Origin of the sequence: Psychromonas ingrahamii 37, from assembly GCF_000015285.1 — a bacterium.
Classification (GTDB): Bacteria; Pseudomonadota; Gammaproteobacteria; order Enterobacterales; family Psychromonadaceae; genus Psychromonas; species Psychromonas ingrahamii.
Genome location: NC_008709.1, coordinates 591,588 through 612,147, shown reverse-complemented (window position 1 = coordinate 612,147; position 20,560 = coordinate 591,588). Strand labels below are relative to the sequence as shown.

The following is a 20,560-nucleotide window of genomic DNA, read 5'->3' as shown; positions in this document are numbered from 1 at the left end:
TTAAATATAATAATATAAAAATATAAAAAGGAAGTAATTATGGTTAGTAAATCGTCCCTCAACATTTTGATCATCGATGATCAGCCCTTTATGCTCAAACTGCTTGAACATATGTTGATTAGCTTGGGATTTAATCAGCCGACAATTTATGACAACGGGAAAAAGGCCTTAGCATCGTTAGATAGTGCGAGTAGTCAAACGAATTTAATCCTGCTCGATCTCAATATGCCAGAAATGGACGGCATAGAGGTCGTACGACACTTGGCTGGAAAATCTTATTCCGGCAGTATTATTCTGGTGAGTGGCGAAGATGCTCGTATGTTGCAATCCGTAGAAAGACTGGTGAGGGCGCACAACATACCGCTGCTTGGCTCCTTGCAAAAACCCATTAATCCAAAAGATTTGTCGATCCTCATCGATAGCTGGGAGCCCCCCAGCTATGTAAATCCACCGGCCGTGAAGAAAATTTATGGTGCCGACGATGTGCGTGCAGCCATAGTCAATCACCAACTAGTGAATTACTACCAGCCCAAAGTAGATGTGGCCAACGGCAAGGTAATGGGCGTCGAGACCCTAGTGCGCTGGCGTCACCCCCAAGATGGACTGGTTTTTCCAGATCAATTTATTGGTGTGGCTGAAGATAATGGACTGATTAACGACCTGACACGAGAGGTCATCAGTGACGCATTCTCTCAAACCAAAATTTGGCTAGATGCGGGCTTGAGTCTGCGAGTAGCTGTTAACCTTTCCATGGAAAATCTTGATTCACTGGAGTTTACAGATTACGTCACGACGGCTGCCGCCACTGCAGGTATCATACCGGACGACATAGTATTGGAAGTAACTGAAAGCCGGTTAATTAAGAGTTTAACTACGCCAATGGAAGTCCTCACCCGTTTGCGCCTAAAACGTTTCCACTTATCGATTGACGACTTTGGCACCGGGCATTCATCGCTGATGCAGTTGCTAGACTTGCCCTTTAATGAGCTTAAAGTCGATCAAGGCTTTGTCCATGGTGCCGCCAGCAACGAAAAATTATGCAGTATTTATAACGCAAGCCTGAGTTTGGCTCAACAACTCGGCATGAAATCAGTGGCGGAAGGTGTAGAGGATCAAGCTGACTGGGATTTTATACGTAGCTCAGGCTGCGACCTCGCCCAAGGTTACTACATCGCGAAACCCATGCCAGCAGATGAAATTCACGATTGGATCATAAAATGGGAAGCGAACAGGGTAAATCTCATTACACCATATGATTAGTTTTTTATAGCTGGAGTAATAAAAAATGCCCACCCTACTGATAGCAACAGATAACACTGAAGAAGCCTGAGAAGTCAAAGACGTACTGGCCAAAAATTTAAACTCTCGTCAATCAGAAAGTTTAGCTCGTCATGTTGCAGAACGAAGTGGATTTGAAGGAAGTCTGGCATTAAGGGAAAATCAGGGATCTTAAAAGACCAGATTAGCCAAGCAGAGTCTTTAAACCACAAATAGCACAAGATTTTTTTAAATTACACACCAAAACATACTTCATGGATGAATCAAATAGAGATTTGCTTTAGTATTTTGATGCGCAACGTATTAAAGCGAGGGAATTTTATGCTCATCCGTACAATTGAAAATATGGCAACACGGTACTAAAAACCTAAAAATAATTACCGTAAATTAAGACCAGAGGCACTCGCTTTTTTTATGCAAAGAGGTCAATAATTTTGTAACTAATATTATTCTTTACATGGATAATCCAGCTTTTTCTTAGGATAAAATGAAAGGTTTTATTTTATCCTAAGAAAAAGAAAAAACTAAGCACAGAAAGACGTTACAGCCCTTTTCTTACATGCATGAAACGATTATGAATAACCGTTAACCAACAACGGTACCTAACGCGAAGATCGGTAAATACATAGCCACAATCAAACCGCCGACCACTACCCCTAAAACCACCATGATCATCGGCTCCAACAGGCTGGTTAAGGAATCAACAGCATCATCAACCTGCTGTTCATAGATATCAGCAACCTTGCTTAACATACCATCCAAATTACCCGCCTCTTCACCGATCATCACCATCTGGGTTATCATATCGGGGAAAACAGTGGTCGTTTTCATGGCGATGTGCATCTGCATGCCTGCAATTACCTCCGCACGCACGTTGAGAATCGCAGTGCGATAAATATAATTTCCGGAAGCGCCCGCAGCGGAAACTAGCCCGTCAACCAAAGGAATACCGGCAGCAAAGGTAGTAGAAAGGGTTCTTGCAAAACGTGCCACCGCCGCTTTATCTAAAATGGTACTGATCACTGGTATCTTAAGAACAAATCTATCGGTATTGTCACGCACTTTCTGCGAGCGGCGATACGCCTTTTTAAACAGATAGAGAAAAACGATTACCACTCCGACTATCATATACCAGTAAGACTGTACAAAGTCGGAAATGCCCAGTACAAACAGCGTAAAAGCGGGTAGCTCTGCGCCAAAACCTTCAAAGATATCTTTAAACTGCGGAATAACAAAGAGCAGTAAAAGCAGAGTGACCAGGCCGGCAACCGTTAGTACCGCCGCTGGATAAAACATCGCTTTTTTAATTTTTGATTTTAAAATTTCAGATTTTTCTTTATAAATAGAGATACGGTCGTAAATTGTATCTAATGCACCAGACTGCTCACCGGCATAAACAAGATCGCAGTATAAATCATCAAAATAAAGGGAATGACCACGCAGGGTTTGTGAAAGTGGTGTGCCCGTTGCCACCTCTTGAGAAATTGTGCTCATTAATTTTCGCGATGCCGGTTTTTCGCTGCTTTTGGCAATTAATTGTAAACCTTGTACTAAAGGTACACCTGCTCCGAGCATAGTGGCTATCTGGCGAGAAATAATCGCAATATCCATGGGTTTTATTTTATTACCGAAGGAGAAAAGTGGTTTGGATTTTTTCTGTATTTTAGTGACATTAATCTTCTGCTTACGCAGTTCAATTTTAACTTCTGCAACACTCTCAGCCTGTATTTCGCCTGATACTGCAGCGCCCTTACGATTAAGGCCTTTCCATTTAAAAGTATCAATGACTGGTCCTTTAGTTTTCTTTTTTACAGCCATAATTAATCTTCCTTAATGATTCTATAGGTCAGCAATTTTTGTTTTTTAATAAGCTTCACAATCTCATTTAAAAATCGAAAATAATAGCACATTAATCACATAAAGGCAGTGAGAAAATAGCCATAAAAAGCAATCATAGCAGCTGAGATATACGTTTACAGTGCCGCTGATAACAGAGGAAATAGGGATTTTTTGCTTGTGCCAAGCTAATTTTCAGCTCTGTTTTTAACCGTGTCACATCATAGAACGACCTGTTTAAAGCGCAGCCTCAGATATAAAAAAAGCGCTAGTGGGCCGATTAATATAATCCCCTTCATTCAGTACTGTTGGAGTCTGTCGAATTAATACCCCGATTAAAAAATCTCGGGAAGAACAGGTTGGTTTATTGAAATTGCGCAGGATCTTTATAAAGAGAAAAGCAGTTACAGGGTGAAAAATTAAGACTGTCGGTCAGATTCTAACTCACAGCCTAAAAATTTAGGTTACCCGGGTCACTTCCGTTAAACTGGTGATCCCCTTTAACACCTGCTGCAGTGCTGACTGACGCAGTGTATCCATCCCCTCGGCCTCGGCCAGCTTGGCGATCTCCGGAGCATTACCATTGTTTAAAATAAGGTGACCAATCGTCTCGCTCATCTGCATCACTTCGTAGATACCCACTCGGCCTTTATAACCTTCAGTACATTTTGAACAACCAACGGGTTTATAGAGCGTGATACCCGCAGCTATCTGGGTTTCTGTAAACCCAATGGTTTTTAATTCCGGCGTTTCAAAAACCTCTTCGGTTTTACACTCAGGGCATAAACGCCGCGCCAAACGCTGCGCGATAATCAGCGACACCGAAGAAGCGACATTAAATGCGGGCACACCCATATTAAGTAAACGCGTTAAGGTTTCCGCAGCGGAGTTGGTATGCAGGGTAGACAAAACCATATGTCCGGTTTGCGCGGCTTTGATCGCAATTTCAGCGGTTTCTAAATCACGAATTTCACCAACCATCAAAATATCGGGATCTTGACGTAGAAAAGAACGCAATGCAGAGGCAAAGGTTAATCCCGCTTTGGTATTGATCTGCACCTGATTAATACCGGATAAATTAATCTCTACCGGATCTTCCGCCGTAGAAATATTACGCTGCACGGTATTAAGAATATTTAATCCGCTATACAAAGAAACAGTTTTACCACTGCCAGTCGGACCAGTGATTAAAATCATTCCCTGCGGTTTTGCCAGAGCACTAAGGTAGCTTTCTTTCTGCTTATCATTGTAGCCTAAACTGTCGATATTCAGGTTCGCTCCCGATGAGTCCAGAATACGCATTACCACCTTTTCGCCCCACATGGTCGGCAGTGTACTGACACGCAAATCCACACTGCGTTTATTGGTAATTTTAAGTTTAATACGCCCGTCCTGCGGCAAACGACGCTCGGCGATATCCAGTTTTGACATAACCTTAAGGCGGGCTGAAAAACGGTTGGCCAGATTCACCGGTGGCGTGGCCACTTGATGTAAAATTCCGTCAACACGAAAGCGAATACGATAGGTTTTTTCATAGGGTTCAAAGTGCAGATCCGATGCCCCTTTGCGCACCGCATCCAATAAAATGCTGTTAATATATTTAACAATAGGCGCATCATCACTGCCGTTACCCTGCGCCTCATCCAGACGCGAATCAGAATCATCAACCTCAATATCCTCAATATCGGACATTTCACCCAAAGAAGCAACATCATCTTCCAATACGGTTTCAATGGCTTTAGCAAGGTATTGCTCTTCCACTAGCAGGGCATCGGTATGGATAGCAAAGCTGAAAGCAAAGTCTTCAAGCGCAGCAATATTAGTGGGGTCAGACATGGCGATATACAGGGTTTTGTCCTGCACATAAACCGGCAGTGCATGGTGTTTTTCTATCAACTTGTTATTCAGAAATTTTTCCGGTATTTCATCCAGATCAAGGATAGATGCATCTAATAACGGAAGACCATATTCTATTTCGAAGAACTCCGCCAGCGTCAGGCTATCGATAAATTTGTTGTCGACCAGATAACTTACCAGGGATTTTTTATCCTGCTGTGCCGCGCTGGTAATCTGCTGAAGTTTATCAAAGGGGAGTAAACCACGTGTGGCAAGACTGGATGCCAGACCACTAATATTATTGGTTGCCATTAAGTATTAACAAATAGTGGTAGGGGTACAAACACCATCCTAAGCAGTAACAATGTGACCATTTTTACTTGTCTTTGGATGCCAGTTAAAATTTTAAGCGTAGTAGCAAGTGCTGTTATTACAAAAGTAGTTCCAGTAACAATTAAAGCCAATGATTTTAGCTCTCCATAGGTATCACTTTCACTGTCTGCGTCTGACAGACCACCACAAAGCCCTGCGCTCACTTTTTGTACACGACAAATTTTAGCTGCAGATTTTATCGCACTTGTTGCAAAAACAACTTCTGAAAATCGGACTTTAGCTGTATAAGTTTTATAACTCAGCAACGCCAAGGCTGCCCGAATGATTAACAGCGCGGTTAATCTAAACCCCTGCTGACCTTTTTTCATGGTATCTTCCTTCGTATTAAGGTTGATTTATTTAAAATTTTGTTATTTTTCACCTTAACATAAAGGGTTAATTGAAAAAAGCGGACATTCTCAATCGAAAAATGGTAACAACGACCAGTTAATAGATTGATAATAATGCTAATTGAGGCTTGTGACAACTAAATTATAACCAATAGACCATAAAATAATTGTCTCTATTTATAAATAAGCATCACTTCTTGAAGGTAAAATCGATAAATACTAAATCGTTGATCAATCAAATTAACCTAATAACGGCTGCATTTTTGGCGATGGCAGTAGTCTATAGCGAGGTTGTTCACCATACAATTCTGGCAAAGTAAGCGAAAATCACAATCAATGAGTTACTTAGGCCTCTATTATTTGATGATTAATCCCTATTTCACCATGCCCTCTCTTATTCAGATGCGAAGGAGTATCCTCGATCTCAACCACGAACATATCATCGAGGGAACTAACATTATTTTCTAATACCTTTAATACCTTTAATACCTTTAATACCTTTAATACAATAGAATTAATTGAGTGTTCAATGATTGCAAAGGATCAATGAACACTAACAAGGTGTGAGTTACATTCGATCGTTATTCTCACTTCATAATATTGTATGGCACTATTTTGAACCGCTTTAGCTGACCACAAAGTGGTGAAGAACAGACCGTTTTGAATAAAACCCACAACGCAGTTTATAGTTAATTTTAACCAGCTGGGATCATCACTTTTTTAGATCTTGGGTATTACTAAGGAATTACTAAGGTATTACTCTTCCACTGATAAGACATCGGTATAGATGGAAAGCTGAAGTCTGCAATATTGGTTGGGTCAGACAGGTTGATATACGTGGTTTTATGCTGCACATAAGCCGGCGGGGCATCATTTTTTATCCTGCAAAGTAGTAGAGCTGGCTAAGGACAGGCGTTTATCAAAGGAGAGTAAATGACAAGCGGCCCTGCTGGACACCAGGCCGCTGAGATTATCGAGGTGACGTTAGCTGTTAACAAACACCATTGGCAAAACAAGTTCCCGTCGCCACCCAAGTAACACGACCATTCGCATATGTTGGCGTTAAAATATAGGTATAACTACCAACTGCTGCTGTCCCTGTTGCAGTGATCACAGCCGTTGCTGCTGTTATCGCCATACTAGCCACTTCTCCATAAGCAACAAAAGTCGGCATTCCTATCTTAAGTATAGTATCACAGGCACCAACAGATCCTTCCGTTTGTGCACAGGTTTCAATGGCCGTTTTATACCCGGCTGTCGCCAAAACCACTTCGGTGTATTTCGCTTTTTGCGTATAAGTATTATAGGCCGGCAACGCAACAGCTGCCAGAATACCGATAATCGCGATAACGATTAACAGCTCGATTAATGTAAAACCCTGTTGTATTTTTTTCACAGTCTTTTCCTTTATAGTCGTAGTTAAGTCTGAGTTAAGTCTGAGTTATTTAAAATTTTGGTTTTTTTCTCCTTAATATAAAGGGCCTATATATAAAGGGCTTAAATATAAAGGGCTTAATGAGAAAAGATCAATATCTTCAAGCAATAAGCTGTTACAGCGACCCGTTAGCAGATTGATTCTCACGCTAATAACGCCTTGTAATAACTAAATTATAGTTGATGTTCCAGAATATGATTGCCTATAGTTAGAAATAGAAACAATCATGATTTATCTGTTTCATTCAAACGGTAATGAGCATTACGTGGTCAAATGATGTCACTCACCCAAGTGTCTTTAGGCTTAAATAAGCCTCTTCATCTTTATTGTTAATTTCATTTAAAACAATGTATTGAGTTGGAAAAAAAGGTACTGAATTGGAAAACAATAATGCGAACTTAGATTTTTTGACACTAGTTAAGCTACTTTTTTTAAATACCCGTTCATTATTTCAAAAGCGTTGAACAACGATCATCGACCTCTATATCAAACATATTACCCATATCTTCGAATGGGTTTACTCAGATATTGCTCTACCATCTGCAGGCATCAGATTAGAGGGACAAGCTGAAGACAAAATCTTCAAAGCCCTAATATTGATAAGGTTGGGTTGTGGACGTGGAGATAGTCAGGGCTTTATCCTGCACAAGGGCATAATATTTTTCTATTAAGGATTTTTAGGGATGCCAGGCAGATTAAGTTTTTTTGAATCTAATAGAGGAAGGTTCTTCCGTTTTGCAGAACTGCGCTGGTTAACTGCTGAAGTTTATTAAAGGGGAGTAAAAAAAAGCGGCCAGGCTAAAAGCCTGGCCGCTGATATGATGAGTTGCCATTAACTAGTTTATAACTTCTTCAGCAGTCCAAGTTACTGAACCATCAGGCTCCCACTCAGCCGCAAGAGAATACAGAGAAGCAGCCCCTAAGCTACCGATAGCATTTGCATTTGATGCTGACACATATAGATCGCTATCAGCAACCGCAGTAGCATTCGCATGCTTTGCTACTGTCGCGGTTACAGCAGCCCCCTTAATAGTATAAGTATTAGGCACATCATCTATATTTTGAATACAGTTGGTTGAAAAATTAGCATCAGTTGTTGCATTTAGCTGAGCACAAATTTCTACGGCAGTTTTCATAGGTCCAACAGCCGCAATTAATTGAGAAAATTGCGCTTTTTTCGTATAAGTATTATAAGTCGGTAACGCCACAGCCGCCAGAATACCGATAATCGCAATAACAATTAACAGCTCTATTAATGTAAAACCCGATTGTATTTTTTTCATTGTATCTTCCTTAATAATTAAGACTGGTTTATTTTAAACTTTTATCCTTTTTCTTATTAACGTAAAATGCGTAACGGTTAATAATTAAAAATTAAAAAAGTTAACATTCTCAAGCGAAAATTTTCATAACGGCAGGAGTGTCACCTGATAATAGTGCGGATATATTTTGGCGGAAAATAAATCAAATATTAATCAAATTAATGTGATGAATAACGCATAGTTAGCGATAAAAAAAGCCTGAGAGAGCTTGTTTAGCGCTTAATTCAGGAAAAGCAGGAGAAAATAAGATTATCTTCTAATACAGGTGTGCAGGTATTACGTTTTCACAAACAGAGCATCAGCTTGGATGGCAAAGCGGCAGAAAAAATCTTCAAGCGCCGCAATATTGGCGGGGTTGGACATGCAGATAGTCAGCGTTTTATATAACCTATAAATCGGCAGCTTAGTTTGTAATGTTGGAATATTTTAAAGATTAAGGGGGTTGAATTTAAGAGAAAAAGACCCTATTCCATATCCAGCACTGCGCAAAATCAGTCTGTCTATAAAAGAGTGTTTGATAAGAGAGATTGTTTAGCGGGTCAAGTATTGCAGTTTATCAAAAGCGGATAAAAAATGCGGCCAGGCTAAAGGCCTGGCCGTTGATGTTATTGGTTGTTATTAATTACATAGTGTTTCTGGAACACAAGTACTGGTCCAAGCGATTGTACCATAAGTAGCATTTAGTACTCCACTCAAGGTATACACCCCAGCAAAACCCATCCCCGTTACAGCGGGAGTCGCAGTCGCTACAATGACAGGAGCTAATGCCGTAAGAGTCACTGCTACAGTAGTTATCTTAGCATTCGCAGCAGCAGCAGCTACTCCTGCAACTGTAGCTGCGGTACAACCAACGGCAGATGCGTTAAATTGAGCGCAAACCTCTAAAGCACTTTTAGTCGCTCCAGTCGCTAATATTAACTCTGAGAATTTTGCTTTTTGGGTATAAGCGTTATAAGACGGAATCGCTACGGCTGCCAGAATACCGATAATCGCTATTACGATTAACAGCTCAATTAATGTAAAACCTTGTTGTACTTTTTTCATGGGATATTCCTTAATAATTAAGCATGATTTATTTAAACTTTTGTCTTTTTTTCAGTAATCTTTTATTACGTTAATAAAAAAGACGGTCGATAAAAGGAGCACTTTTGAATAATAATTGTAATTAATCTTTGGCACAACAAAAAAATAAAACATTGACTTAAACTATAAGATGTTGATTTAAATAATTTTTTGTTGACTAATGCGATATATTTTTGATTAAGAAATACGAGCTACGAGCTACGAGCTACGAGCTAACCAGTCTCGTGCCTTGGATGGAAAAACGGCAGGAAAAATATTCAAACGCCACAATATTGGTAGGATTGGACAGGGAGATAGTTAGTGTTTTATGCTGTCTATAAACTGGCAAGTTCGTCCGTAATACAGGCATTTTTAAAAGATTAAGAGTGTTGAATTTAATAGATAAAATATTTTTCAGAACTGCGTCAGGTTGTTCATAAAGTGGTATTCGACTGGGTAGCTTTCAGGGATTATTGAAGGTTAAGTACTCGAGCTTATCAAAAAAGGATAAAAAAAGGGCCAGGCTTAAAGCCTAGCCGCTGATATTATGGGTTGCCATTAATTATAGACTACGAACAACCTTTAGGCAGTAAATTGTCATCTATATTAGTTGCGTCACATGAAAATGTTCCTGAAGCAGCTGAGTACTCTAATTTAAGAGCAGAAGTACCGGTATTGATAGCTGTATTCAGGTATGTACATGTAACCCCAGTGTTATCGGCAGTGATGGTACAAGTTTGAGTCGGAGTTGAAAGACCTATAGTCGCGGCTGAAATACTAGCCCCATTACCCCCGCTAACTTGAAGAACTATTCCAGGTTTCCCCCCCGTAATTTCAGCTAATCCCGCGCTTACCTCTGATTTTTGTACATAGTTCTGATAAGCAGGCAACGCAACTGCTGCCAAAATACCGATAATCGCGATAACAATTAACAGCTCAATCAATGTAAAACCTTGCTGTGCTTTTTTCATGTATTGACTTTTTACCATGGAATATTCCTTAATAATTAAACATTATTTATTTAAATTTTTACCTTTTTTTTATTAATCTTTTCTTGCATTAATGAAAGAAATTAAAAAACATAATAAATAGAATGGGTTAATTCCAATGGTAATGGTAATTGATCTTTGACACAACAAAACAAAAATAAAACATTGATTTAAATAATATTTTTTTGATTAAAAACAAAGTACGGGCTAAGAGTTCGAAACTCGTAGCCCGTAGCTCGCGGCCCCTAAAAAAGAGACTTATTAATCCATAAATGCACCAGAATACTGGCCACATAACCTAAGGCAATCACAGGCGTCCATTTAAGATGGGCGCCAAAGGTATAAATGCCACGCGCCTGTCCCATTAAGGCTACACCTGCCGCACTACCGATAGAGAGCAGACTGCCACCCACACCGGCTGTTAAGGTCACAAGTAACCACTGCCCGTGACTCATATCGGGCTCCATGCTTAATACCGCAAACATCACCGGTATATTATCAACAACAGCCGATAAAACGCCGATAGTCACATTGGCATAGGTGGGATCCCAATTAGTGTACATCGCCTCTGAAACCAAGCCCAGATAACCGATAAAACCCAATCCGCCCACACAAATAACTACACCGTAGAAGAACAGCAGGGTATCCCACTCTGCTTTGGCAACTTTATTGAATATATCAAAGGGTGCACCATCACCTAAACCGCGCAGGCGTTCATGCTCAAGTTCATCTTTGCTGCTGTGGATAGCATGCGCATAATAGCTTTTATGAGTTCTACGCAGGAAGAAAGCGAAAAACTGTAAAAGACCTAAACCGCTCATCATGCCCAATACCGGCGGCATTCCCAAGAATGAATGTGCTGACACCGCAAGCGCGATGGTCAGTAGAAACAAACCAACAATACGCAGTCCGCCGCGTTTAGTGACTATGACTTCACCATCTCCCTTAGCAACTTCATTGGAGATAAAAAAGCTCATGATAAAGGCCGGCACTAAAAAGTTAACTGCAGAAGGTAAGAACAGGGCAAAGAATTCACCGAAATTCACCATGCCTTTCTGCCAGACCATCAGAGTAGTGATATCACCAAAGGGGCTGAAGGCACCACCCGCATTTGCGGCAACCACTATATTGATGCAGGCAAGGGCAATAAATTTTTTGTTTGAACCGCCCACTTTCATCACAATGGCACACATTAGCAGCGCGGTGGTGAGGTTATCGGCAATAGGGGAAATAAAGAAAGCCAATATTCCGGTTAACCAGAAAATAAAACGCAGCGTAAAACCTTTATTAACCATCCAGGCGCGCAACGCATCGAATAATTGCCGTTCTTCCATGGCATTGATGTAGGTCATAGCCACCAGCAAAAAGAAAAACAGCTCCGCATATTCTAACAGGTTATGACGGAAAGCCGCTTCTGCCTGATGGGGCATGCCGTGCTGCATATAATAATAACCAATCATCGCCCAGATAATGCCGGCAGCCACCAAAACAGGTTTGGATTTGCGCATATGGAGCAGATCTTCAAGCATCACCACAATATAGGCAAGTGTAAAACAGAAAACCGCGGCATAGCCAATAAAATGGGAGGTTAAATCGATGTTTTCACCCGTACTGGCAAATAAAGAGGGAGAAAAGAAGATCGCCAGCAGTGTTAAAAACACTGCTAACGGATTGGATTTTTGTAGCATTTTATTAATCCTTAAAAAATGAGTGATTGACTTGAATATTGTTGATAACCCGACCCTTTTGAAGCTGTTCAGGGTAGTGTTTGCGGGTAAAATTTTGCGCGATATTAGCATATAAAAATTTGCAACAGTAGCAAGCAAAGCTCAATAATTGATCAAGAACCATAAAATAAAGCTGTCGGCTATCAGCTATCAGCTATCAGCTATCAGCTTCGAGCTTCGAGCTGACGGCTAACAACAGACAGCTGACGACTGACGGCTAACAACAGACAGCTGACAGCTGACAACTGTTATTTCCTTTGACTGTCCCTGCTTATTGCATCGTTCAATAAATCTGCTACATAACCTGGAGAATGGGTTGTGACACAAATTAAACGGTACATCGCAGGAATAATAATCAGGGTGACTAACGTCGCAAATGCCATGCCAAAGAAAACCACAGTGCCGACTGCGATCCGGCTTTCTGATCCGGCACCCGTTGATAAAATTAACGGTACGGATCCTGCTAGTGTCGTAAAAGCGGTCATTAAGATAGGCCGAAGGCGGCGTGCGGACGCATCAATAATAGCCTGTTCAAACTCAATACCGCGATCACGCAGCTGATTTGCAAATTCGACAATTAAGATACCGTTTTTAGTAACCATGCCAATCAGCATAATCATCCCGATTTGACTGTAAACATTGAGTCCCTGATCCATAAAATACAAGCCTAAGAACCCACCTAATACCCCCATCGGCACAGTAAACATGACCACCAGCGGATTAATAAAACTTTCAAACTGCGCAGCAAGCACCAGATAAGCGACTAACAATGCCAGTGCAAATACCAGCAGAATACTGCTTTTATTTTCTTTATAATCCTTTGATTCTCCGCTGTAAGAAATAGAAATATCACTGGGTAATAAGGTTATCGCCTTAGCATCTAAAAAATCTAAGGCCTCCCCAAGCGTGTGGCCGGCAGCGAGATTACCGCTCAGGGTAATGGATTTTTGTTTATTATAATGGGAAAGGCGGCTTGCTGAGGCAATTTCCTCGACAGTGCTTATCGTATCCAGGCTGAGCAAATCTCCTTTGGTGCTGCGCATGTAAATTTGACTGAGATCGCTGGCATTATTGAAACTGTTTTCGTCACCACGCAGATAAACATCATACTCTTCACCGCGATCAATGTAAGTGGTCGCACCGCGTCCACCGAGCATGATTTCTAAGGTATCAGCGACCTCGGTCACACTGATCCCAAGTTCTGCCGCCCTCTGTTTGTCCAGACTTACCAGCAGCTCCGGTGTTTTTTGTGAATAATCAAGATCTGCTCCAACGATAATACCGCTTTGATCGGCTTGTTGTTGTAATAGCTCGGCCCATTTTTGCAGCTCCTGATAATCTGAACCGCCCAGTACAAACTGCACCGCACTGCTTGAGCGGCCTCTAAAACCAGGCATCATTGCGCGCACCCTAACATCCGGAATCTCTTTTAAAGCGTTGCTGACTATCGCGAGTGCCTGTTGCGCCGTTTTATCACGCTCCTGCCAATCTTCCAGGATCATAATCACAAAGCCGGTCTGATCACCGGCATTACCACCATAGGCTGGTGCTTGGGTGCTAAAAGATTTAATCACCCCTTTGCCTAACAGAGGTAAAAGTCGTGCTTCGACAATATCCATATTGGTTGTCATGCGGTTATAGCTGGTTCCCTCAGCCCCTTTTATAAAGGCAAAAAGAACCCCGCGATCTTCACTAGGCGTGAGTTGCGCAGGGACTTGTTGAAACAGAAAAAAGCTCCCGCCGACACAGGCCAGAATGACCAATGGAGCCGCGTATCTAAACTGCATGGTGGTAAATACTATTTTGCGATAGCGCGCTTCCATACTTTCAAAGAGCCGCTCCGTTAAACGATTAAAACGATTCGCTTTTGTCTTTGAGGTTAATATTTTACTCGCCAGAACCGGGGTCAGGGTTAATGCCACAATCGAGGAGAAAATCACTGCCATGGCGAGTAAAACCGCGAACTCGGTAAATAATAACCCCACCATTCCGCCCATAAATGAAATGGGTAAAAAAACCATGACTAATACCAAGGTCGTTGCCACCACTGCAAATCCCACCTCCCGCGTGCCTTTAAAGGCAGCTAATAAAGGGGGTTCACCCTTCTCAATATGGTGGAAGATATTCTCCACTACTACTATCGCGTCATCAACCACTAAACCAATGGCTAAGATCATTGCCATCAGGGTAATTAAGTTAATCGAGAAGCCAAAATAATAAGCGGCGATAAAGGAGGAAATCAAAGAAACAGGAACGGTAATAGCGGGAATCAGCGTTGCCCTTACTTGACCGATAAAAATATAGAGCACCAAAATAACCAGCGCAGCGGTAATAAACAGGGTGTAATAAACTTCGGAGATAGAGCGGTCGACAAATACAGTGGCATCATAATTAACAGCTAAACGGGCCCCTTCAGGTAAAAATGGTTGTATCTTATCGACCTCCCGATAGACCGCCTGAGCAACGGCTAAGGGATTAACATCTGACTGAGGAATAATCCCCAAACTGATATTAACAATACCATTGTTTTTAAAAGAGGAACTTTCATTTTCTGCACCGATATAAACCTCTGCGACCTCTTTTAAATAGACAGCTGAACCATCGTTCGCAGTGCGCACCACTAAGTAGTCAAAATCCTGCGGCTCCTGATACAAACGCGCGGTACGGACAGACATCACAGTGGTATCATTGCGCACTTCACCCGCCGGGCTTTCCATATTTTCCCGCTTAAGTGCGTCGACAATATCACTGCTTGTTACTCCCCGCCCTGCCATCAGCGCCGGATCCAGCTTGACGTACATCACCTGATTTAAACCACCGGAAAGTGTTATAGAGCTTACTCCGCTGATCAGGCTAAAGCGATCTTCTAATACCCGCTTGACATAATCCGTTAACTGCGTTCTGTCCATTGTCGTGGAATTAATATTGACATACATAGCAGCTTCACCGCTGCCATTATTTTTAGAGACGATCGGATCAGTCGCTTCATCCGGTAGAAAACGTTTTGCTTTTTCTACTGCATCACGAACATCACTCACCCCTTCGGTAAGGTTCCAGTCTAATGCAAAGGTGATCGAAATACGCGACATGCCGTTACGTGTTACCGACCGGAGATCCTCAATACCACTTATACCTGTAATCTGGTTTTCAATCACCGAGGTCACCTGGCTTTCCATAATAGTGGCGGCTGCTCCCTCATAACGGGTCATCACAGTTACAACCGGGCTTTCCACATCAGGCATCTCCCTGATGGAAAGTTTACTAAAAGAGAGCGATCCAAATACACAGAGTAATAAACTTAATACAATCGCCATAACCGGACGTTTAACCGCAGTATCAGAAAGCCACATTATTTGCTCTCCTTAAGATTAGAGCTGGTCTCTATTTTGTCGAAAGAGACAACACCAAAAACACAAGGTAATAAACTTAATACAATCGCTACAACAGGACGTTTAACCACATTTTTAACCTCAGTATAGGAAAGCCTCATTATTTGCTCTCCTTAAGATTAGAGCTGGTCTCTATTTTGTCGAAAGAGACAACACCAAAAACACAAGGTAATAAACTTAATACAATCGCTACAACAGGACGTTTAACCGCATTTTTAACCTCAGTATAGGAAAGCCTCATTATTTGCTCTCCTTAAGATTAGAGCTGGTCTCTATTTTGTCGAAAGAGACAACACCAAAAACACAAGGTAATAAACTTAATACAATCGCTACAACAGGACGTTTAACCGCATTTTTAACCTCAGTATAGGAAAGCCTCATTATTTGCTCTCCTGCATTTTTTTGCTGCTTTCATCGGGTTTTTCTATGCTGGAAAGATCTTCTACCTTTAACCCGTCACGCATATTAACCAACCCCTGCACCACAATTTTGTCTCCAATCTTGACACCCTTTTCAATCAGTATCTGGTTTTTAATACGTGCCCCTAAAATAACTTCCTGACGACTTGCCATGCCCTGCTTATTAACGATATAAACATAACGTTTAGTGCCCGAGTACTCTAACGCCTGCACCGGGATAACAGGGGCATTAATGGCGGGGAAAACTATTTTGGCGGACATCATCATGCCTGGTTTTAATTTATTATCCGGATTATTAAATAAGACCCGTACACGCAGGTTAAGGGTATCCGGGTTAATACGCGAATTTGTTGCCGTCAACTGCCCGTTAAATATCGTCTCTGGCCACGAGCGGCTAGTTGCACTCACGGGCATCCCTTTGCTGAGCATGGATAAATAACGTTCCGGCACCTGCAGATCCAGCGTCATTTGAGTAAGATTATCAAGGGTCATCAGCTCACTGCCCGTTCCCACCATCTTACCTAAACTAAAATCAATCAGCCCAATCGTGCCGGCAAAAGGTGCGCTTAAAGCGTGGCGATCCACTTCTGCTTGAGCAGCCTTTAAACGTGCCCGGGCAATATCGACGCTTGCGATCTGCCCTTCTACTGCCGTCTGAGTAATGGCATTGCTTTTTACTAACTTTGTAAATTCGCGTAATTTACGCTGTTCATCAAAAAAATAAGCCTGCGCTTCCAGCATCGCTGCCTGTGCTTTGGTATCGTCCAATTGGAATAACAGCTGCCCAGTTTTGACCTGCTGGTTAGCCTGGACATTAATGGATTTGACTTTACCGTCGACTTCAGTGGCGACATTCACAGACTGATCTGACTGCAACTTGCCAATCAAAGAAAGTGACTGTGCTACCTGATGATAGGCCACGCTCTCCGTATAAACAGAAACAGCGGGCATTTCTCTTTCCTGTGCTGATAACAGTGAGTGATAACTTGTACCAATAGTGATGATAGTGATTAATGCTGCGCGCAGAATCTGTTTGTTCATTTCTTTTATGATCCCTTAACTGTTTGATCATTCTATGGCTAGTTTGCCGGAAGTTCTATTATTATGATTGCAGAGATGATTGCCAAGTTTTTTTTGCCATCCAGCCGCAATAATATAGTGAGTATAAAAGATAATAATGGAGGAAATATGGAGAAAATAATTAATAATCACTTTTTTTAAACAGTTCAAAACCGGCAATCAGATCAAATAACTCCTCGTCTATACTATTTTGCCGCAACAGATGAAAACGTCCCTTCATAACTTCGACCAGCTCATTAATAGTTTTTTCCGCGCGTAACATAGTCGATAAGCGACTGGCATTTTCACTGGCGAGAGATTCGGCGCAGGCGCGATAAAGTGAAACAAAAAGGTATTCATGAATAAAGGCCAACAGGGTTTCTTCGCTGGCATTAATCACTTCAGGTAAGCTATTGGAGGGCCAGGTAATAGATTGTAAATCTTTTTGCCAAATATCATCAAGTGGCAGCAGGCGGTGGCTAAAGGGTTGGTAAATAGTCCTCGACACAGGCTTATTATGAAAAATAATTACCTCAGAAATCTGGCCCTGGGCACGGAGACTTTCCATCTTTAAGAGCATCTCTCCTATCAAAGGAGGAATAGCATTAATCGATTTAGGTAAAATAAACCCGGCGGCGAGATTTAATGTGCTTTCAGATAATCGTGATTGCAAACGCTCACCAATGCAGTAAACGATTTTTTGCTCCGGGCGTTTGCCTAGAGTTGCCAACACAAAATCAGCTAATAGATCATTAAATTGTCCGACTAGGCCCTGATCTGAGCCAAATACCAGCACACCAATACAGGCTTTGCGGGGCTGCAGATCCGGAACGGGCTGATATTGATGAAAACAGGTAAAAAGTCCTAATTGTACGGTGCGGTAATAATCATTAAGCGCCTCAACCGCATTTTCATATTGCCCGACATTAGCAGCAGCCATCGCTTTCATTGAACGGACAACCGAATGTAAATCACTGGCACTGTTAATTTTTCGTTTTAGTACATCACTGCTGTCTATACTGTCGCTCATAATGATTCTTCCCGCTGTTATCTATGACCGCTATTTTAGTTACTCGGGGTTGACGTTATTCCATTGTCCTCATCGGGAGGCGACTGAAAAGGAGCTAAGGTAATACGTGCAATATCGATAATGCGGTTACGATCATCGTCGCTTAAAATTTTGGCGCTGTTAAAGCGGCTCAGAAAGTCTTCGGGAAGCTCCGTTGTCGCCAGACATAAGGCCTGCTCTGCCTCTCTCATTTTTAAGAGTGGCACAGTGTCAAAGAGCTTCTCGGTTAACGCTATTAATACCGTAATTTGTTCTAACACTGTCATGGGAGATGACTGTGGCTGCTTAAGGCTAGCTCTAATCCGGCGTCCATTGGTAATGATGTCCTGTGAATTTTGATCTAGGCGTGCGCCAAAGCGGGCGAATGTTTCCAGCTCTTCAAATTGTGCATAGGTTAATTTGAGATTAGCGGCAACCGCGCGGTACATTGGCCGCTGGGCTTTCCCGCCAACACGCGAGACCGATCGACCGACATCAACTGCAGGTAATATGCCTAATTCGAACAGCGTTGGAGACAGGTAAATTTGCCCGTCGGTAATAGATATAAGGTTAGTGGGGATATAAGCTGAAATATTTTGCGCTTCTGTCTCGATAATTGGCAGAGCGGTGAGAGATCCGCCCTTGTGTCTCTGTTTTAAGCAGGTCGCACGTTCTAATAAACGCGAATGAATATAGAAAATATCACCGGGAAATGCTTCCCGTCCCGGTGGTCTGCGCAGCAGTAAGGACAGTTCGCGGTAAGCGCGGGCATGCTGGGTAAGATCGTCATACACAATTAAAACATCCCGCCCTTTTTCCATAAAGTACTCGGCAATACTGGTCGCTGCATAAGGTGCAATATAAGCAAAACCAGGGGGTGCATTGCCTTCACTGACCATCACCAGAGTATAATCCAGCGCACCTTTCGCTTTTAATATGGCAATGGTTTTCGCCACTGCCGAAGCTCGCTGGCCAATAGCACAATAAACACAGAGCACATTTTGATCATGCTGGTTGAGAATAGTGTCGATCGCAATAGTGGTTTTACCGGTCTGGCGATCTCCTAAAATCAGTTCACGCTGGCCCCGTCCAATCGGAATCAACGCATCGATCACTTTTAATCCCGTTTGCAACGGCACAGTCACGGGGGCCCTGTCCATAATGGGTGCAGCCGGGCGTTCAACGGGTAATCTTTCGCTGCTCTCGATAGGCCCTTTATCATCAAGAGGACGCCCGAGCGGATCAATCACCCGCCCTAATAATCCCAACCCGACGGCTACGTCCATAACGCGCCCAGTTCGTTCAACTTCATCACCGCTCTGTAGCTGCCAGTAATCACCTAATAAGACCACGCCAATGCTATCTTGATCGACATTAAAAGCGATGCCGTAAATATCACCGGAAAATTTAAGTACTTCCTCAGAGGCGACATTTGCAAGTCCGGATACTTGAGCAACACCAAATGAAACACTGCTGATGATGCCAATTTCACGCGCTTTTAGCTGCGCTCGAAAAGTTGTGCGGCTAGCTGCTAATGCCGCAAAAGAATGCGCAACTACCTGTTGTAAATCAGTCATTAGGAAGGTTTTCCTGTTTTTCCGTAAACTGTGTGGCTAAAGAGGTCGCGCCTGCCGGCAACGAATCATCACTACCACTCTGGCGGCTTATAGCATGTTGTGCGGACTGTTCCACTATTTGCTGGAAATGTTGTTCCAGTGAATCAATATATTGAGTAATACTCCAGGCTAACTTCTGACCATTAATGTTCAGTTCAATACCGCTGATAATATCGGGGGTAGTCTCAAAATCAATCTCAATCTCGGTTGCAAAAGTTGCATTAAGCGCATCACTTAAACGTTTTTGAAGATCTGGCTGCAGAGCAAAGGTAGTCCGTACTCGAACCGGTTTATGATTCGCTTCGATCGCACTAGAAAAAGCCAATTTGGTTTCTTCATCAAGTTCACAGAGGCGTCTCAGGAAGACTTTTAAGATCTGTTCTTCAAGTGTGCTCTCGGCAAGATCCTTTAAGGCTTGCCGCGTGATAGCAAAGACCTCCTGCTGCGTTTTTTGGGTCAGCTCAACACTCAAACTCTGCTGTTGTTTTTGAAAAGTAGCCTGTTGCTGCACACAGAGATCAGCAGCAACCTGCCTTGCCTTAGCCAGCAGGCGCTGTGCTTCTTCATTCGCAGCTGTTGTTGCCATTTGTAAAAGCTTGTCACTTTGCTTCTCAAGCTGGTTATTTTTATGTAAAAACAGATCCCGCTCCTGTTGCGCCTGTTTTTCTTTATTTGCAGCATCCGCCAAGGTTTTTTCTATTCGCAGCTCACGGGCATCAATCGCATCCAGAATCGGACGATAAAGAAAACGTTTTAACAGCCAGACTAAAATAAGAAAATTAATAACCTGCGCCATAACAGTAAACCAATCAATTAACATTG

Annotated in this window: 17 protein-coding genes; 1 reads left to right on the top strand and 16 read right to left on the bottom strand. The window is 42.2% G+C overall.

Annotation, left to right across the window (positions count from 1 at the left end):
• Positions 1-39: 39 nt before the first annotated feature.
• A complete protein-coding gene (locus PING_RS02525) occupies positions 40-1,260 on the top strand; it encodes an EAL domain-containing response regulator (RefSeq protein ID WP_011768898.1) in 1,221 nt (406 codons plus the stop codon).
• A gap of 603 nt (positions 1,261-1,863) precedes the next feature.
• Here the strand turns inward: PING_RS02525 and PING_RS02520 are convergent.
• The 16 genes from PING_RS02520 to PING_RS02460 form a co-directional block, all read right to left on the bottom strand.
• The gene (locus PING_RS02520; protein ID WP_011768897.1) at positions 1,864-3,096 is read right to left on the bottom strand and encodes a type II secretion system F family protein; all 1,233 of its coding nucleotides are present in this window, start codon (positions 3,094-3,096) and stop codon (positions 1,864-1,866) included.
• A 477-nt stretch (positions 3,097-3,573) separates the two neighbouring features.
• Positions 3,574-5,262 carry a type IV-A pilus assembly ATPase PilB gene (gene pilB, locus PING_RS02515; protein ID WP_011768896.1) on the bottom strand — a complete coding sequence of 563 codons (1,689 nt, stop codon included), beginning with the start codon at positions 5,260-5,262 and terminating at the stop codon, positions 3,574-3,576.
• Positions 5,262-5,651 (bottom strand): hypothetical protein, encoded by a 390-nt coding sequence (locus PING_RS02510; protein WP_011768895.1) that lies wholly within the window; start codon positions 5,649-5,651, stop codon positions 5,262-5,264. The genes pilB and PING_RS02510 overlap by 1 nt, the downstream gene beginning before the upstream one ends.
• 1,012 nt (positions 5,652-6,663) lie before the next feature.
• Positions 6,664-7,068 (bottom strand): pilin, encoded by a 405-nt coding sequence (locus tag PING_RS02505; protein WP_011768894.1) that lies wholly within the window; start codon positions 7,066-7,068, stop codon positions 6,664-6,666.
• 875 nt (positions 7,069-7,943) lie between these two features.
• Positions 7,944-8,390, bottom strand: coding sequence for a pilin (locus PING_RS21570; protein ID WP_011768893.1), 447 nt, complete (start codon positions 8,388-8,390; stop codon positions 7,944-7,946).
• A gap of 657 nt (positions 8,391-9,047) precedes the next feature.
• Complete coding sequence (locus tag PING_RS02495; RefSeq protein ID WP_011768892.1) at positions 9,048-9,473, bottom strand: pilin; 426 nt, start codon at positions 9,471-9,473, stop codon at positions 9,048-9,050.
• A gap of 587 nt (positions 9,474-10,060) precedes the next feature.
• Positions 10,061-10,480, bottom strand: a complete 420-nt coding sequence (locus PING_RS21565; RefSeq protein ID WP_011768891.1) for a pilin — start codon at positions 10,478-10,480, stop codon at positions 10,061-10,063.
• 245 nt (positions 10,481-10,725) lie between these two features.
• Positions 10,726-12,168: a sodium:proton antiporter NhaD gene (gene nhaD / locus PING_RS02485; protein ID WP_011768890.1), complete on the bottom strand. Its 1,443-nt coding sequence runs from the start codon at positions 12,166-12,168 to the stop codon at positions 10,726-10,728.
• Between the two features lie 287 nt (positions 12,169-12,455).
• Positions 12,456-15,557, bottom strand: coding sequence for a multidrug efflux RND transporter permease subunit (locus PING_RS02480; RefSeq protein WP_011768889.1), 3,102 nt, complete (start codon positions 15,555-15,557; stop codon positions 12,456-12,458).
• The gene (locus tag PING_RS20385) at positions 15,557-15,697 is read right to left on the bottom strand and encodes a hypothetical protein (protein ID WP_157035293.1); all 141 of its coding nucleotides are present in this window, start codon (positions 15,695-15,697) and stop codon (positions 15,557-15,559) included. Before PING_RS20385 ends, PING_RS02480 begins: the two co-directional genes overlap by 1 nt.
• Entirely contained in the window at positions 15,697-15,837 is a 141-nt protein-coding gene (locus tag PING_RS20380) for a hypothetical protein (RefSeq protein WP_157035292.1), read from the bottom strand. The genes PING_RS20385 and PING_RS20380 overlap by 1 nt, the downstream gene beginning before the upstream one ends.
• Positions 15,837-15,977, bottom strand: coding sequence for a hypothetical protein (locus PING_RS20375; RefSeq protein WP_157035292.1), 141 nt, complete (start codon positions 15,975-15,977; stop codon positions 15,837-15,839). The genes PING_RS20380 and PING_RS20375 overlap by 1 nt, the downstream gene beginning before the upstream one ends.
• Positions 15,977-17,056: an efflux RND transporter periplasmic adaptor subunit gene (locus PING_RS02475; protein ID WP_011768888.1), complete on the bottom strand. Its 1,080-nt coding sequence runs from the start codon at positions 17,054-17,056 to the stop codon at positions 15,977-15,979. The genes PING_RS20375 and PING_RS02475 overlap by 1 nt, the downstream gene beginning before the upstream one ends.
• A gap of 160 nt (positions 17,057-17,216) precedes the next feature.
• Positions 17,217-18,104 carry a F0F1 ATP synthase subunit gamma gene (locus tag PING_RS02470; protein ID WP_011768887.1) on the bottom strand — a complete coding sequence of 296 codons (888 nt, stop codon included), beginning with the start codon at positions 18,102-18,104 and terminating at the stop codon, positions 17,217-17,219.
• Between the two features lie 35 nt (positions 18,105-18,139).
• On the bottom strand, positions 18,140-19,699 hold the full coding sequence (locus tag PING_RS02465) for an alternate F1F0 ATPase, F1 subunit alpha (protein ID WP_011768886.1): 1,560 nt from the start codon (positions 19,697-19,699) through the stop codon (positions 18,140-18,142).
• The gene (locus PING_RS02460; RefSeq protein WP_011768885.1) at positions 19,692-20,558 is read right to left on the bottom strand and encodes a F0F1 ATP synthase subunit B family protein; all 867 of its coding nucleotides are present in this window, start codon (positions 20,556-20,558) and stop codon (positions 19,692-19,694) included. Before PING_RS02460 ends, PING_RS02465 begins: the two co-directional genes overlap by 8 nt.
• Positions 20,559-20,560 lie beyond the last annotated feature (2 nt).